Origin of the sequence: Pseudomonas sp. ML96 (assembly GCF_000761545.1) — a bacterium.
Lineage (GTDB): Bacteria > Pseudomonadota > Gammaproteobacteria > Pseudomonadales > Pseudomonadaceae > Aquipseudomonas.
The window spans coordinates 242,307-257,462 of sequence record NZ_JPMY01000003.1 but is presented as its reverse complement, the minus strand read 5'-3'; the positions used below and the strand labels follow the sequence as shown (position 1 = coordinate 257,462).

Here is a 15,156-nt window from a genome sequence, read left to right as displayed (position 1 = left end):
CCCGGGTGCGACCGGCGGTCGCGTCCGGGCGGGTGAAGCCTTACTTCTCGACGGCTGCGTCGGTGTTGCCGTGCGACAGGCTGTACACGTAGGCGGCCAGCAGGTGCACCTTGTCTTCGCTACCCACGTACGGCAGCTGCGCCGGCATGTTGCCGCTGCGGCCGTAACGGATGGTCTGCTGCAGCTGGGCGTAGCTGCTGCCGTAGATGAAGGCGCTCGGGTTGGTCAGGTTCGGTGCACCCATGCTCGGGGTACCGGTGCCTTCCTTGGTGTGGCAGGCGAAGCAGACGCTTTCGAACACTTGCTTACCAGCGGCCACGTCGGCGGTGACGCCTTCCGGCAGCTTGCGGCCGCCCAGTTCGGTCAGCACGTAGGCGGCGACGTTACGTACGCCATCTTCGCCAATGGTCGGGCCCTGAGCCGGCATCATGCCGTGGCGACCACCGATGATGGTCTCCTTGATGGTTGCCGGAGCACCGCCCCAACGCCACTCGTTGTCGGTCAGGTTGGGGAAGCCGTAGGCACCCTTGGCGTCGGAACCGTGGCACACCGAGCAGTTGGAGGCGAACAGACGGCCACCCATTTTCAGGGCTTGCTCGTCCTTGGCCACTTCCTCGATCGGCATCTGGGCGTACTTGGCGTAGATCGGCGCGTACTGCTTGTCAGCGCGGAGCATTTCCTTCTCCCACTGGTGTACGCCGGTCCAGCCGGATTCGCCGTTGGCAAACGGACGACCGTCGCCGGCCTCGTTGTAGCCCGGCAGCAGGCCTTTCCAGGTGCCCAGGCCTGGGTACAGGACCAGGTAGCCGAGGGCGAAGACGACGGTGGCCACGAACAGCATGAACCACCACTTCGGCAGCGGGTTGTCGAACTCCTCGATGCCGTCGAAGGCATGGCCGACGGTGTCTTCGGTGGCGTCCGGGCGCTGGCCCTTACGAATACCGAAGAGCAGCGCGGTGAGAGCCACGATGGTGCCGAGGCTCAGTACGCTGATGTAGATACTCCAGAACAGAGTCATTCTTTATTGCTCCCAGAATCTTGCTCGTCACGCTTGGTGGCTGGGACGTCGTCGGCGAAGGGCAGGTTGGCCGCCTCGTCGAAGCTGCTCTTGCGCTTGCTGTTGTAAGCCCAGAGAACCACGCCGATGAAGGCGACGAAGACTATGACCGTACCGATGCCGCGAATCGTCCCGATATCCATCGTGCGTTACCGTTTGTTCTTGATAGAGGTGCCCAGGCCTTGCAGGAAGGCAACCAGGGCGTCCATCTCGGTCTTGCCTTTGACGGCTTCACGAGCACCGGCGATGTCTTCGGCGGTGTAGGGGACGCCCAGGGTACGCAGGGCTTCCATCTTGGCGGCAGTGTCTTTGCCGTCGAGCTTGTTCTCAACCAGCCACGGGTAGGCCGGCATCTTCGATTCCGGTACTACGTTGCGCGGGTTGTACAGGTGAGCGCGGTGCCAGTCGTCCGAGTAGCGGCCGCCGACGCGGGCCAGGTCCGGACCGGTACGCTTGGAGCCCCACAGGAACGGGTGATCCCAGACGCTCTCGCCAGCTACGGAGTAGTGGCCATAACGCTCGGTCTCGGCACGGAACGGACGGATCATCTGCGAGTGGCAGCCTACGCAACCTTCGCGGATGTAGATGTCACGGCCTTCCAGCTCCAGCGCGGTGCGCGGCTTCATGCCTTCCACCGGGGTGTTGGTGACGTCCTGGAAGAACAGCGGAACGATCTGGGTCAGACCACCGATGCTCACGGCCAGAACCATGCCGATGGCCAGCAGGCCGATGTTCTTCTCGAAAATCTCGTGTTTGCTACCGGCCATCAGTGCGCGACCTCTGCAGGAATCTGAGCGGCGACGTCGTACTTGCTCTTGTCAGCGGCACGCACGGTACGCCAGGTGTTGTAGGCCATCAGCAGCATACCGGTCACGAAGAACGCACCGCCGAGGGCGCGGACCATGTAACCCAGGTGGCTGGCTTCGAGGGCTTCAACGAACGAGTAGGTGAGGGTGCCGTCTTCGTTGACTGCACGCCACATCAGGCCCTGAGTGATGCCGTTGACCCACATGGAGGCGATGTACAGCACGGTACCGATGGTGGCGAGCCAGAAGTGCGCGTTGATCAGGCCGATGCTGTGCATCTGCTCGCGACCGAACACTTTCGGGATCAGGTGGTACAGCGAGCCGATGGAGATCATCGCTACCCAGCCGAGGGCGCCAGCGTGCACGTGGCCGATGGTCCAGTCGGTGTAGTGGGACAGGGCGTTGACGGTCTTGATGGCCATCATCGGGCCTTCGAAGGTGGACATGCCGTAGAAGGCCAGGGACACCACCAGGAAGCGCAGGATCGGGTCGGTGCGCAGCTTATGCCAGGCGCCGGACAGGCTCATCATGCCGTTGATCATGCCGCCCCAGCTCGGAGCCAGGAGGATGACGGACATGGCCATGCCGAGGGACTGGGTCCAGTCCGGCAGGGCGGTGTAGTGCAGGTGGTGCGGACCGGCCCAGATGTACAGGGTGATCAGCGCCCAGAAGTGCACGATGGACAGACGATAGGAGTAGATCGGACGCTCGGCCTGCTTCGGTACGAAGTAATACATCATGCCGAGGAAGCCGGTGGTCAGGAAGAAGCCTACGGCGTTGTGGCCGTACCACCACTGGATCATCGCGTCAGTGGCACCGGCATACACCGAGTACGACTTGAACAGGGTGACCGGCATTTCCATGCTGTTGACGATGTGCAGCATGGCGGTCACGACGATGAAGGCGCCGAAGAACCAGTTGCCCACATAGATGTGCTTGGTCTTGCGCTTGACGATGGTGCCGAAGAAGACCACCAGGTAGGTGATCCAGACGATCCCGAGGAGGATGTCGATCGGCCACTCCAGCTCGGCGTACTCCTTGGAGGAGGTGTAGCCCAGCGGCAGAGTGATGATGGCCAGCACGATCACGGCTTGCCAGCCCCAGAAAGTGAAAGCGGCCAGACTGTCGGAGATCAGGCGAGCCTGGCAGGTGCGCTGAACCACGTAGTAAGACGTGGCGAACAGGGCGCAGCCGCCGAAGGCGAAGATCACCGCGTTGGTGTGCAGCGGGCGCAGACGGCCGAAGCTGGTCCACGGCAGGTTCAGATTGAGCTCAGGCCACACAAGTTGCGCGGCGATGAACACTCCGAGACCCATCCCGATGACCCCCCAGATTACCGTCATAACGGCGAACTGGCGGACCACCTTGTAGTTATAAGCAGTCTGACTGATTGCTGTGCTCATGCTAGGGGTACCACGGTTAATGGAGTTTTTTTGGGGTAAAAAATCGGCGGCAAGTATGGAGAAATGAGGTACCCATTGCAACGCCGGATGCCTGTGCGATCAAGGTTTTAGCGGCCTTTTGCGGCGAGCGAAGGACTCTTCGCCGGGGCCTGCTGCGAACCGAGTAACCCTGCTCCAAGGGGGGAAATCCGTGGGGTTGTTACCAAGTGCGACTTTTGGGCAGCTTAGACCAAGTCCACAAACGCGGTGTGCAAGCGGTCAGGAGGGTGCGACATCGGGTCGCATTAGCGGAAGGTCGCGGGTGCCAGGGCGGCACCCGCGGAAGGGGTGGGTCATTCGCTAGCCAGGGTTTCCTCGGCGGTTGGCTGTTTCTGCGACAGGCTATAGACGTAGGCGGCGAGCAGGTGGACCTTGTCTTCGCTGCCGACATATTGCAGCTGCGCCGGCATGTGGCCGCTGCGGCCGTAGCGGATGGTCTGCTGCAGCTGGGCGAAGCTGCTGCCGTAGATGAACGCGCTCGGCTGGGTCAGGTTCGGTGCGCCCATGCTCGGGGTGCCCTTGCCGTCCGCGCCGTGGCAGGCGAAGCAGGTGCCGGCGAAGATCTTCTGGCCCGCGCCGATGTCGGCGGTCTCGCCTTCCGGCAGCTTGCGCCCGGCCAGCTCGGTGAGCACGTAGGCGGCCACGTTGACCACGCCTTCCTCGCCAATCATCGCGGCTTGCGGCGGCATCATGCCGCTGCGGCCACCGGCGATGGTCTGCTTGATCGAGTCAGGAGTGCCGCCCCAGCGCCATTCGTTGTCGGTCAGGTTGGGGAAGCCGTAGGCGCCCTTGGCGTCTGAGCCGTGGCACACCGAGCAGTTGGAGGCGAACAGGCGACCGCCCATTTTCAGCGCGCGCTCGTCCTTGGCGACTTCTTCGACCGGCATCTTGGCGTAGCCGGCGTAGATCGGGCCGAACTGCTGGTCCGCCTTGTCCATCTCGCGTTGCCATTGCTTGACCTGAGTCCAGCCGCCTTCGTAACCCGGCAGCTTGCCGGCGAAGTTGCCGAGACCTGGGTACAGCGCCAGGTAGCCCGCGCCGAAGACGATGGTGCCGACGAACAGCAGGAACCACCACTTGGGCAGCGGATTGTCGAACTCCTCGATGCCGTCGAAGGCATGGCCGAGGGTCTGGTCGGTCTGGCCAGGCTGTTGGCCGCCGCGGGTGGCGAAGATCAGCCACAGCAGGGCGACCAGGCTGCCCAGGGTGAGAATGGTGATGTACCAGCTCCAGAAAGTGGTCATGTCCGCTTACCTCTTGTTCTTCAGGCTGGTGCCGAGCACTTGCAGATAGGCCACCAGTGCCTCCATCTCGGTCTTGCCCTTGACCGCTTCGCTCGCGCCGGCGAGGTCTTCGTCGCTGTACGGCACGCCGAGGGTGCGCAGGGCGCCCATCTTGGCGGCGGTGTCCTTGCCGTCGAGGCTCTTCTCGACCAGCCAGGGGTAGGCCGGCATCTTCGACTCCGGCACCACGTTGCGCGGGTTGTACAGGTGCGCGCGGTGCCAGTCGTCCGAGTAGCGGCCGCCGACGCGGGCCAGGTCCGGGCCGGTACGCTTGGAGCCCCACAGGAACGGGTGGTCCCAGACGCTCTCGCCGGCCACGGAGTAGTGGCCATAACGCTCGGTCTCGGCGCGGAACGGACGGATCATCTGCGAGTGGCAGCCGACGCAGCCTTCCTTGATGTAGATGTCACGGCCTTCCAGCTGCAGCGCGGTGTAGGGCTTCATGCCCGTGACTGGCTCGTTGACCACGCTCTGGAAGAACAGCGGAACGATCTGGGTCAGACCGCCGATGCTCACCGCGAAGACCATCATCAGGGCCAGCAGGCCGACGTTCTTCTCGAGTATTTCGTGCTTGCTGCTCATCAGTGGGCAACCTCTGCAGGAATCAGGGCTTCGCTGTCGTACTCGGCCGGCTTGGCGGCGCGCACGGTCAGCCAGGTGTTCCAGGCCATCAGGAACATGCCGAGGAGGAAGATGGCGCCACCGGCGACACGGATGACGAAGCCTGGGTGGCTGGCCTCGAGTGCCTCGACGAAGGAGTAGGTGAGGGTGCCGTCGTCGTTCACTGCGCGCCACATCAGGCCCTGGGTGATGCCGTTGACCCACATGGAGGCGATGTACAGCACGGTGCCGATGGTGGCGAGCCAGAAGTGCGAGTTGATCAGGCTGACGCTGTGCATCTGCTCGCGACCGAAGACTTTCGGGATCAGGTGGTACAGCGAGCCGATGGAGATCATCGCTACCCAGCCCAGTGCACCGGCGTGTACGTGGCCGATGGTCCAGTCGGTGTAGTGCGACAGGGCGTTGACGGTCTTGATGGCCATCATCGGACCTTCGAAGGTCGACATGCCGTAGAACGCCAGGGAGACCACCAGGAAGCGCAGGATCGGGTCGGTGCGCAACTTATGCCAGGCACCCGAGAGGGTCATCATGCCGTTGATCATGCCGCCCCAGCTCGGCGCCAGCAGCACCAGGGACATGACCATGCCGAGGCTCTGCGCCCAGTCCGGCAGCGCGGTGTAGTGCAGGTGGTGCGGGCCGGCCCAGATGTACAGGGTGATCAGTGCCCAGAAGTGCACGATCGACAGGCGATAGGAGTACACCGGGCGCTCGGCCTGCTTGGGCACGAAGTAGTACATCATCCCCAGGAAGCCGGCGGTGAGGAAGAAGCCCACGGCGTTGTGGCCGTACCACCACTGGATCATGGCGTCGGTGGCGCCGGCGTACAGCGAGTAGGACTTGGTCAGGGTGACCGGGATTTCCAGGTTGTTGACGATGTGCAGGATCGCCACGGTGAGGATGAAACCACCGAAGAACCAGTTGCCCACGTAGATGTGCTTGGTCTTGCGCTTCATCAGCGTGCCGAAGAACACCAGCGCGTAGGCGACCCAGACGATGGTGATGAGGATGTCGATCGGCCATTCCAGTTCGGCGTATTCCTTGGAACTGGTCCAGCCCAGTGGCAGGCTGATGGCTGCGAGGACGATCACCAGCTGCCAGCCCCAGAAGGTGAAGGCGGCCAGCTTGTCGGAGATCAGCCGGGTCTGGCAGGTGCGCTGCAGCGAGTAGTAGCTGGTGGCGAACAGGGCGCAGCCACCGAAGGCGAAGATCACCGCATTGGTATGCAGGGGGCGTAGACGGCCGAAGCTGGTCCACGGCAAGTTGAAGTTCAGTTCCGGCCATGCCAGCTGAGCGGCGATGAACACGCCGAGCCCCATCCCGACTATGCCCCAAACCACCGTCATAATGGCGAACTGGCGGACCACCTTGTAGTTGTAGGCCGCGCTACTGGTTGTGTTCATGTGTTGGGCTTCCATCCACGGTTATAAAAAGCAGGGCAAGCATGGGTAATGGCAAGGCAGGGTTTATTGACGGGGATCAATGCCGCACGCGGGGCTGGCTATGGGATGGGGCGGACCGAATGTCGCAGGCCACCCTGATACTGGCTCACGGCGCTGGCGCACCGATGGACAGCGGCTTCATGCAGCGCATGGCCGAGCTGCTCGCGCAGCGCGGGGTGAACGTGCTGCGCTTCGAGTTTCCCTACATGGCGCAGAGGCGCCTGGATGGCGGCAAGCGTCCGCCGAACCCCCAGGCGCAGCTGCTGGAGTGCTGGCGCGAGGTCTATCGCGAGGTACGGGCGCAGGTAGACGGGCCGCTGGCCATCGGCGGCAAGTCCATGGGCGGGCGCATGGCCAGCCTGCTGGCGGACGAGCTGGGCGCCGATGCGCTGGTCTGCCTGGGCTATCCCTTCTATGCGGCGGGCAAGCCGGAGAAGCCGCGCGTGGCGCATCTGGCGCAGCTGCGCACGCGCAGTTTGATCGTACAGGGCGAGCGTGATGCTCTGGGCAATCGCGAGACGGTGAGCGGCTACAGCCTGGCGCCCAGCCTCGCCATCGAATGGCTGACGGCCGCCGATCATGATCTGAAGCCGCTGAAGTCCTCCGGTTTCAGCCACGAGCAGCATCTGCAGCAGGCGGCCGCGGTGGTGGCGACTTTCCTGCGCGGCTGATTCACGGGCAGAAAAAAGGCCGGCGATTGCCGGCCTTTTTCATGGGGTGCGCTTAGCGGTTGAAGCGCTCCACCAGGGAGTACTGGTCCTGCGCGGTGGCGGTCAGCTCCTTGCTCAGCTGCGCAGTGCTCTGCGCTTCGCCCGAGGTCTGGTCGGCCAGGTGGGCGATGGTGGTGATGTTCTGGTTGATCTCGTCGGCCACGGCGCTCTGTTCCTCGGCAGCGGCGGCGATCTGGTTGGCCATGTCGGTGATGTTGGCCACCGCATCGCTGATGCCCTGCAGGGCCTCGTCGGCCTTCTGCACGCGCTCCACACCTTCGTCGGCCTGCTTGCGACCGATCTCCATGGTCATCACCGCTTCTTCGGCGGTGCGCTGCAGCTTGGCGATCAGCGCGTGGATCTGTTCGGTCGATTCGGCGGTACGCTGGGCCAGCGAGCGGACCTCGTCGGCGACCACGGCGAAGCCGCGGCCCATTTCACCGGCGCGCGCGGCCTCGATGGCGGCGTTGAGCGCGAGCAGGTTGGTCTGGTCGGCGATGCCCTTGATCACGTCGACCACGCCGCCGATCTCGTTGCTGTCCTGAGCCAGGCGCGACACGGTCTCGCCGGTCTCGCCGACCGATACCGACAGGCGCTGGATGGCTTCGCGGGTTTCCGAGGCAACGTTGCGGCCTTCGCCGGTCAGGCGGTTGGCTTCCTGGGTGGCGATGGCGGCGCGGGCCACGTTGCTGGCGACTTCCAGGGTGGTGGCGGCCATCTCGTTGATGGCGGTGGCCACCTGTTCGGTTTCCACGCGCTGGCGCTCCAGGCCTTCGGAGCTGTTGTGGGCCAGTTGGTCGGCTTCGCGCGCCTGGCTGGTCAGGCGTTCGGCGGTGTCCTGCAGGCGGGTCAGGCAGGTTTTCAGGCGCGCTTCCTGGCTGAGCATGGCCATTTCCAGGCGCGCCTCGGCGCCGCGGCTGTCGGTGTACATCTGCGCGATCACCGGGTCCGAGGTGGTCTGCTCGGCGATGCGCAGCAGGCGCCGCACGCCGCGGTTCTGCCAGCCCAGGCCAACCAGGCCCAGCGGCACGGAGAGCAGGGCGGCGAGCAGGAAGCCCCAGGTCGAGCCCATCCAGTGGCCGATAAGGAAGCCGATCTGGCTGATCAGGATGAAGGGTACCCAGGCCTGCAGCACCGGTAGCCAGCGATCGGTAGCGGGAATGGCCGCCTTGCCGGAATTGATGCGCGTATAGAGCGCCTCGGCGCGGCGCACCTGCTCTGCGGTCGGCTTGGAGCGGACCGACTCGTATCCCACCACCTGGCCCTTGTCGAGCATCGGCGTGACGTAGGCGTTGACCCAGTAGTGGTCACCGTTCTTGCTGCGGTTCTTCACCACACCCATCCACGGGCGGCCCTTTTTCAGGGTCTGCCACATGTGATCGAACACCGCCGGCGGCACATCCGGGTGGCGCACCAGGTTGTGTGGCGCGCGCATCAGCTCGTCACGCGAGAAGCCACTGATCTCGATGAAGGCCTCGTTGCAGTAGGTGATCTGCCCCTTGAGGTCGGTGGTGGAGATCAGGCGCTGCTGGGCGGGGAATGTGCGCTCGCGCTGGGTGACGGGCTGGTTGTTTCTCATGCGGCTCGCTTCTTCGGCGTAGGACTTATGTCATAGAAGTCGGCAGCTTACCGGAAAGGTTGAGCGCGGAAGAAGGGTGAAAATTGACGGGTTGGATAGGAAGTTTCACCTATATGAAATTTCCTTTCGTCCGAAGAGCAAATATAAATATGAAACTTTATTAATTAAGTTGGGTCGCCGAAATATTTGGAAGTTGCGATGATGGCAGATTGCCTTAATTAAGTATTTGCCGCTCCGCTAACTATTTTTTGGCGTCATTAATTGGTCGCGCATGTTCGCCGTGCAGGAATAAATTCATCAATAGTTTGTGTTGAGCGTCAAAAACTAGGTGTCGCTTTCTAAAAGGTGCGCTGTAATCTGCCTCCTAGAGCGCTCCGTTCGCTGCAGTGGCGTAGTGATGGCCATCTTGCAAGTTGCACGGTTCGTCACTGATAACTAGATCACTGATTTCAAAAGTTTAACTTTCCTACTGCCGGTCGCGGAACTTTGTTGTTTCACGACGTATCTGTTTTGCTCGAGGTCGCTATAACTTCAACCATTTTGAAAGTTGAGGCGAAGCGCGGCCAAAGTAGTAAACAGAGACCAGAGGAAGTTGTTTGCCTGCTGTCCGGTCTCGCGAAGAAGTAGTTGGCAACCATGGGTTGCTGCATCGATCAACGCAAGGAGGAGATCGTCCAATGCGTATCAGCATTTTTGGGCTGGGCTATGTGGGTGCGGTGTGTGCAGGATGCCTTTCCGCGAGGGGGCATCAGATCGTCGGGGTGGACATCTCACCGCTGAAAATCGATCTGATCAACGACGGCAAGTCGCCGATCGTAGAGCCTGGGCTGGAAGAGCTGCTACAGAAGGGCGTCGCCAGCGGCAAGCTGCGCGGTACGCTGAATGTGCGGGAAGCCATACTGGAGACCGACATCTCCTTCCTGGCGCCGCCGACGCCGAGCAAACGCAACGGCGACCTCGATGTGTCCTACATCGAGGAAGTCTGCCAGCAGATTGGCAAGGTCCTACCGGAGAAAACCAGCCGCCACACCGTGGTGGTACGCAGCACCGTGCTGCCAGGCACTCTGCGCAACGTGGTGATCCCGACCCTGGAGCAATACTCCGGGCTCAAGGCCGGCAAAGATTTCGGCGTGGCGGTGAACCCCGAGTTCCTGCGCGAGAGCACGGCGATCAAGGACTACGACTTCCCGGCCATGACCGTGATCGGCGAACTGGATCAGACCTCCGGCGATCTGCTGGAAGAGATCTACAGCGAGCTGGACGCCCCGATCATCCGCAAGACCGTCGAGGTCGCCGAGATGATCAAGTACACCTGCAACGTCTGGCACGCGACCAAGATCACCTTCGCCAACGAGATCGGCAACATCGCCAAGGCGGTGGGCGTCGATGGCCGCGAGGTGATGGAGGTGATCTGCCAGGATCACAAACTCAACCTGTCCAAGTACTACATGCGTCCTGGCTTCGCCTTCGGCGGCTCCTGCCTGCCCAAGGACGTGCGTGCGCTGAACTACCGGGCTACCCAACTGGACGTCGACTCGCCGCTGATCAGCTCGCTGATGCCCAGCAACGAGGCCCAGGTGCGCAACGCCTACAACCTGATCGCCAGTCAGGACAAACGCAGCGTCGCGCTGCTCGGTCTGAGCTTCAAGGCCGGTACCGACGACCTGCGTGAGAGCCCGCTGGTGGAACTGGCCGAGATGCTGATCGGCAAGGGCTTCGACCTGAAGATCTTCGACCGCAACGTCGAGTACGCCCGCGTTCACGGCGCCAACCGTGAGTACATCGAGTCAAAAATCCCCCACGTTTCCTCGCTGCTGCGTTCCGACCTGAATCAGGTGGTGGCAGAGGCCGACGTCATTGTCCTCGGCAATGGCGACGAGCTGTTCGAGACCGTGGTTCAACAGCTGCCCCCGGGCAAGAAGCTCATCGACCTGGTCGGCTTCATGCGTCAGTGCAGCGACGAGGTCAAAGAGGGCCTCTGCTGGTAGCGACTGCTGCGACCAAAGGTGCACAGGGCGTTACAACAATAACAACAGCGCCCCCGTTGCAGAGCAGTAACTCAAACGGGGTTAGCAACAAATGGAAAGTATCCAGGGACGCTTGCGCAACGGCGCAGGCTGGTTGTTCTACATCTCGGTGCTGGGTGGTATGGCCTTGCTGCTGCCGCACAGCGTCTTCGATCCGGAGTCGACGGACTTCCTCCTGCTCCTCGGAGTGGTGGGTATCTGGCGCTACTCCATGGGCGCGATCCACTACGTCCGTGGCCTGATCTTCCTCTACCTGGTCTACCCGCATTACCGGCGCCGGGCGCTCAAGCTGGGAACAGCTGCCGACCCGTCGCACGTGTACCTGATGGTGACCAGTTTCCGCATCGATGCCCTGACCACCGCGGCCGTGTACCGCTCGGTGATCCAGGAGGCGATCGACTGCGGCTATCCCACCACCGTGGTCTGCTCCATCGTCGAGCTGTCGGACGAACTGCTGATCAAGAACCTGTGGAACCGGCTCGCGCCGCCCGGACGCGTGCGCCTGGACATCGTGCGGATTCCCGGCACCGGCAAGCGTGATGGCCTGGCCCAGGGCTTCCGCGCCATCTCCCGGCACCAGCCGGACAACCGGGCGGTGGTGGCGGTGATCGATGGCGACACCGTGCTGTCGCCAGGCGTGGTACGGCAGACCGCGCCGTACTTCACCCTGTTCGACAACCTCGGCGGCCTCACCACCAACGAGTTCTGCGAGGTGCGCGGCAGCTATGTGATGCAGGAATGGCACAAGCTGCGCTTCGCCCAGCGGCACATCAACATGTGCTCGATGGCCCTGTCCAAGCGTGTGCTGACCCTGACCGGGCGCATGTCGGTGTTCCGCGCCGAGGTGGTCGTCGATGCGAGCTTCATCGCCGACGTCGAGAACGATCACCTCGAGCACTGGCGCCTGGGCCGTTTCAAGTTCCTCACCGGCGACGACAAGTCCAGCTGGTACAGCCTGATGCGCCTGGGGTACGACACCTTCTACGTGCCGGATGCGGCCATCCACACCGTGGAGCACCCGCCGGAGAAGAGCTTCATCAAGGCCAGCCGCAAGCTGATGTTCCGCTGGTACGGCAACAACCTGCGGCAGAACTCGCGGGCGCTGCACCTCGGCATGCGTCGCCTGGGCGCCTTCACCAGCGTGGTGCTGCTGGATCAGCGGGTGTCCATGTGGACCAGCCTGCTGGGGCCCTCGGTGGCGATCATCGCCAGCATCAAATACGGCTTCGCCTACCTGCTGATTTACCTGCTGTGGATCGGCCTCACCCGGTTGGTGTTGACCCTGCTGTTGCTGGCCTCCGGGCACAGCATCGGGCCGGCCTACCCGTTGATTCTCTATTACAACCAGATCGTCGGCGCCCTCGTGAAGGTGTACGTGTTCTTCCGCCTGGATCAGCAGTCCTGGACGCGCCAGAAAACCAAGCTCAACCGCGACCTCGCCAGCTTCCAGCGCTGGTTCAACACCTGGTCGTCGCGGGCCATGACTTTCTCTGCCGGAAGTGTCTTCGTCGCCGCCCTGATGTGGGTGGTCTAGCGCCCATTGGGCCTCTTTCCAGACTTCAGAATTCATAAAGGAACGAAATATGAGCGCAGTGATCAGCCCCAGCATCAACAGCAACGTGGTTCACGAAGCCGAAGCCCAGCGCCAGTACGCGCGCCTCAAGCTGCCAGCGAAGATCCGCTACCAGACCAAGCAGGGCCAGGTGCAGGAGGCGCAGCTGCTGGACCTATCGGTCGGCGGCTTCTCCTTCCAGCCGGGCAGCAACGTGCTGCACGAAGGCCAGCACCATCGCGGCCGGTTGATGTTCGAGGTCGAAGGCATCGGCTTCGCCATGGACGTGGAGTTCCAGGTTCGCTCCCTGGCCGGCGGCAAACGTGCCGGCTGCGAATTCCACAATCTCAAGCCGCGCGAGATGTCGGCGCTGCGCTACGTGATCAGCTCCTTCCTCAGCGGTGAGCTGATCAACGTCGGCGACCTGATCAGCACCTTGCAGCGGGAAAACTTCACCAAAGCGCGCAAAGGCGGTGATGGCGCCCCGGTGGGCTTCTTCGGCCGCCTGCGTGCCACTGGCCTGAGCCTGGCGATCTTCCTGGTCGGGGTCGCCGCCTGCACCTACGTGCTGTACCAGCTGTACGACATCTACTTCATCACTCATGCCGACTCGGCCCAGGTCGCCGTACCGGGGCAGCAGGTCTCGCTACCGCGCGAGGGTGCCGTGCAGGCCCTGGTCAAGGTCGGCGATACCGTGGCCAAGGGCGCGCCGGTGGGCACCTTCTCCTCGAACATGATGGACGTGCTCAAGGGCGTGCTGCCGACCGAGGACCTGACCCCGGACAACCTGCAACGCCTGTTCGGCAAGACCTTCCAGGGCACCCTGACCAGCCCCTGCGATTGCCGAGTGACCGCCCAGCTGGTCGGTGACGGCCAGACCGCGGGCAAGGGCGCCCCGGTGTTCCTGCTGTCGCCGGTGGATGCGGTGGCCACGGTCGAGGCGCGCTTCCCTTATCGCTCGTTCGACGAGCTGCAGCCGGGCACCGTGGTCAGCTTCACCGTCGCCGGCGAAGACAGCGAGCGCAGCGGCCACATCAGCACTCTGGCCCTGCAGGAAGGCGGCCTAGCCTCGGACATCCGCGTGATTATCCAGCCGGACCAGCCGCTGGAAACCGAGCTGGCCAAGCGTCCGGTGGATGTGCGCATTCGTCCGCTCGGCGGCATCTTCGACAATCGCCTGGCCGCTGAGGGCGAAATGCTTGCCAGCAAGCTGCTGCCGGCCAGCGACGCGGCGGCCAGCAAATGAACGCCCGGCTGAGCGTAATCGCCCTGTGCGTGGCCGCTGCGGCCGGCTGCGCCCAGCTGCCTGACATGGAGCTGGCCAAGCAGGCCAGAACCGGCGGCGATCTGCAGACGGCGGAGAGTAATTTCCGCTCGCTGGCGGAGCTGGGCTACGAGGACGCCGAGGTCGGCCTGGCCGACGTGCTGGTGCAGAGCCCCGACCCGCAGCGCCAGGCCGAGGGCGAGGCCATCTACCGGCGCGCGGCGAATGACTCGCTGATCGCGCGGATCAAGCTGGGCAAGTGGCTGGCGGTGAAGGAGAACGCCAGCGAGGCCGAGCGTCAGGAGGCCAAGAGCCTGCTGCGTGCGGCCATCGACAGCGGCGACCAGAGCGTGCTGCTGGCCCTGGTGCGCCTGGAACTGGCCGAACCGCAGCCGGATATCGCCGCGGTCGAGAGTCAGCTCAAGGGCTGGCAGGCCCAGGGCATGCCGCAGGCCAAGCTCGGCTGGATCATTCTGTACCGCGCCCGTGGCGACTATGAGCAGCACCTGGATGAGGTGCGTCAGTCCTGCGAGACCTGGCTCAACGAAGTCGGCGATTGCTACGTGGAGCTGGCCACCGTGTACCGCATCCAGGGCGACGAGGACGCGCTCAAGGCGCTGCTCGCACGTCTCGACGGCGCCTATGCCAGCGAGCAGGTGCCGCCGGCCCAGGTCAAGTCGGTGGCCCGCGCACTGGCGGGCGAGGGCTCCGGCGAGCCACGCCCGGAGGAAGCCAAGCAGCTTTACGAAATGATCGCCCCGCAGTGGCCGGATGCCTGGGCCGGCCTGGCCGACCTGGTGCGCAATTACCCGCAACTGGGTGAGGGCGAGCAGGTGGTCGAGTACCTGGAGAAGGGCGTCGAAGCCGGCTCCAGCAAGGCTGCCGCCGGTCTCGGTCAGGTCTATCTGAACGGCCAACTGGTACCGGCGGAGCCGGACAAAGCCGAGAAGTACCTGCTGATGGCCGCGCCGCAGGAGCCCAAGGCGCGAATCATGCTGGCGCGCCTGTACCGCGAGGGAAAACTCGGCGCGGTCGAGCCGGACAAGGCCCGCGATCAACTGCTGATCGTCGCACGCAGCGGCAATCCCAGCGCCGACGTGGCCCTGGCCCAGCTGTTCGGCGAGGGCCGCGGCATCCGCATCAACCCCGTCTACGCGTACGGCTTCGCCACCTTGGCCAAGGAGCAGGGCATGCCCCAGGCCGATCAGTGGCTCGAGCGCATCGCGCCACGCCTGCAGCCCGGTGACATGGAGCGGGTGAGGGCGATGGTGGCCAAGGAAAAGGCGGCCAGGACCGGCGAACAGCTGAGTCTGGGCACCTCCAATAATCAAGTGCGGGAAACACTATGACCTTCAGAAGATCACTTCTCAGTGTCG

13 protein-coding genes are annotated in these 15,156 nt (G+C 63.5%); 5 read left to right on the top strand and 8 right to left on the bottom strand.

The window, feature by feature from the left end:
- Window positions 1–40: 40 nt before the first annotated feature.
- The 7 genes from ccoP (IP89_RS02900) to ccoN (IP89_RS02870) all read right to left on the bottom strand — a co-directional run bounded on the left by ccoP (IP89_RS02900) (window position 41) and on the right by ccoN (IP89_RS02870) (window position 6,609).
- Window positions 41–1,018 (bottom strand): cytochrome-c oxidase, cbb3-type subunit III, encoded by a 978-nt coding sequence (gene ccoP, locus IP89_RS02900; protein WP_043307533.1) that lies wholly within the window; start codon window positions 1,016–1,018, stop codon window positions 41–43.
- Window positions 1,015–1,200, bottom strand: a complete 186-nt coding sequence (locus tag IP89_RS02895) for a CcoQ/FixQ family Cbb3-type cytochrome c oxidase assembly chaperone (RefSeq protein ID WP_043307532.1) — start codon at window positions 1,198–1,200, stop codon at window positions 1,015–1,017. Before IP89_RS02895 ends, ccoP (IP89_RS02900) begins: the two co-directional genes overlap by 4 nt.
- Window positions 1,201–1,206: 6 nt before the next feature.
- A complete protein-coding gene (ccoO, locus tag IP89_RS02890; protein ID WP_043307530.1) occupies window positions 1,207–1,824 on the bottom strand; it encodes a cytochrome-c oxidase, cbb3-type subunit II in 618 nt (205 codons plus the stop codon).
- A complete protein-coding gene (gene ccoN / locus IP89_RS02885) occupies window positions 1,824–3,266 on the bottom strand; it encodes a cytochrome-c oxidase, cbb3-type subunit I (RefSeq protein ID WP_043307529.1) in 1,443 nt (480 codons plus the stop codon). Before ccoN (IP89_RS02885) ends, ccoO (IP89_RS02890) begins: the two co-directional genes overlap by 1 nt.
- A gap of 332 nt (window positions 3,267–3,598) precedes the next feature.
- Entirely contained in the window at window positions 3,599–4,549 is a 951-nt protein-coding gene (gene ccoP, locus IP89_RS02880) for a cytochrome-c oxidase, cbb3-type subunit III (protein WP_043307527.1), read from the bottom strand.
- A gap of 6 nt (window positions 4,550–4,555) precedes the next feature.
- The gene (ccoO, locus tag IP89_RS02875) at window positions 4,556–5,170 is read right to left on the bottom strand and encodes a cytochrome-c oxidase, cbb3-type subunit II (protein WP_043307525.1); all 615 of its coding nucleotides are present in this window, start codon (window positions 5,168–5,170) and stop codon (window positions 4,556–4,558) included.
- Window positions 5,170–6,609 carry a cytochrome-c oxidase, cbb3-type subunit I gene (ccoN, locus tag IP89_RS02870; RefSeq protein ID WP_043307524.1) on the bottom strand — a complete coding sequence of 480 codons (1,440 nt, stop codon included), beginning with the start codon at window positions 6,607–6,609 and terminating at the stop codon, window positions 5,170–5,172. The genes ccoO (IP89_RS02875) and ccoN (IP89_RS02870) overlap by 1 nt, the downstream gene beginning before the upstream one ends.
- A 41-nt stretch (window positions 6,610–6,650) precedes the next feature.
- On the opposite strand from ccoN (IP89_RS02870), the gene IP89_RS02865 reads away from it, so the two are divergent.
- The gene (locus IP89_RS02865) at window positions 6,651–7,319 is read left to right on the top strand and encodes an alpha/beta family hydrolase (protein WP_052080926.1); all 669 of its coding nucleotides are present in this window, start codon (window positions 6,651–6,653) and stop codon (window positions 7,317–7,319) included.
- 52 nt (window positions 7,320–7,371) lie between these two features.
- Here IP89_RS02865 and IP89_RS02860 read toward each other — a convergent pair whose 3' ends face one another.
- Window positions 7,372–8,937 (bottom strand): PAS domain-containing methyl-accepting chemotaxis protein, encoded by a 1,566-nt coding sequence (locus IP89_RS02860; protein WP_043307520.1) that lies wholly within the window; start codon window positions 8,935–8,937, stop codon window positions 7,372–7,374.
- Between the two features lie 677 nt (window positions 8,938–9,614).
- Between IP89_RS02860 and IP89_RS02855 the strand changes: the two genes are divergently transcribed.
- From IP89_RS02855 to IP89_RS02840, 4 genes are all read left to right on the top strand, one after another.
- A complete protein-coding gene (locus tag IP89_RS02855; RefSeq protein WP_043307519.1) occupies window positions 9,615–10,925 on the top strand; it encodes a nucleotide sugar dehydrogenase in 1,311 nt (436 codons plus the stop codon).
- 91 nt (window positions 10,926–11,016) lie between these two features.
- Complete coding sequence (locus IP89_RS02850; protein ID WP_043307517.1) at window positions 11,017–12,498, top strand: glycosyltransferase family 2 protein; 1,482 nt, start codon at window positions 11,017–11,019, stop codon at window positions 12,496–12,498.
- Between the two features lie 49 nt (window positions 12,499–12,547).
- A complete protein-coding gene (locus tag IP89_RS02845) occupies window positions 12,548–13,762 on the top strand; it encodes a PilZ domain-containing protein (protein ID WP_043307515.1) in 1,215 nt (404 codons plus the stop codon).
- On the top strand, window positions 13,759–15,129 hold the full coding sequence (locus IP89_RS02840; protein WP_043307513.1) for an SEL1-like repeat protein: 1,371 nt from the start codon (window positions 13,759–13,761) through the stop codon (window positions 15,127–15,129). The genes IP89_RS02845 and IP89_RS02840 overlap by 4 nt, the downstream gene beginning before the upstream one ends.
- Window positions 15,130–15,156 lie beyond the last annotated feature (27 nt).

Coding starts and splice junctions, on each gene's coding strand:
- IP89_RS02850 (WP_043307517.1), top strand. CDS start 11,017: ATGGAAAGTATCCAGGGACGCTTGCGCAACGGCGCAGGCTGGTTGTTC.
- IP89_RS02865 (WP_052080926.1), top strand. CDS start 6,651: ATGGGTAATGGCAAGGCAGGGTTTATTGACGGGGATCAATGCCGCACG.
- ccoO (WP_043307525.1), bottom strand. CDS start 5,170: ATGAGCAGCAAGCACGAAATACTCGAGAAGAACGTCGGCCTGCTGGCC.
- ccoP (WP_043307527.1), bottom strand. CDS start 4,549: ATGACCACTTTCTGGAGCTGGTACATCACCATTCTCACCCTGGGCAGC.
- ccoP (WP_043307533.1), bottom strand. CDS start 1,018: ATGACTCTGTTCTGGAGTATCTACATCAGCGTACTGAGCCTCGGCACC.
- IP89_RS02860 (WP_043307520.1), bottom strand. CDS start 8,937: ATGAGAAACAACCAGCCCGTCACCCAGCGCGAGCGCACATTCCCCGCC.
- ccoN (WP_043307529.1), bottom strand. CDS start 3,266: ATGAGCACAGCAATCAGTCAGACTGCTTATAACTACAAGGTGGTCCGC.
- ccoN (WP_043307524.1), bottom strand. CDS start 6,609: ATGAACACAACCAGTAGCGCGGCCTACAACTACAAGGTGGTCCGCCAG.
- IP89_RS02845 (WP_043307515.1), top strand. CDS start 12,548: ATGAGCGCAGTGATCAGCCCCAGCATCAACAGCAACGTGGTTCACGAA.
- IP89_RS02840 (WP_043307513.1), top strand. CDS start 13,759: ATGAACGCCCGGCTGAGCGTAATCGCCCTGTGCGTGGCCGCTGCGGCC.
- IP89_RS02895 (WP_043307532.1), bottom strand. CDS start 1,200: ATGGATATCGGGACGATTCGCGGCATCGGTACGGTCATAGTCTTCGTC.
- ccoO (WP_043307530.1), bottom strand. CDS start 1,824: ATGGCCGGTAGCAAACACGAGATTTTCGAGAAGAACATCGGCCTGCTG.
- IP89_RS02855 (WP_043307519.1), top strand. CDS start 9,615: ATGCGTATCAGCATTTTTGGGCTGGGCTATGTGGGTGCGGTGTGTGCA.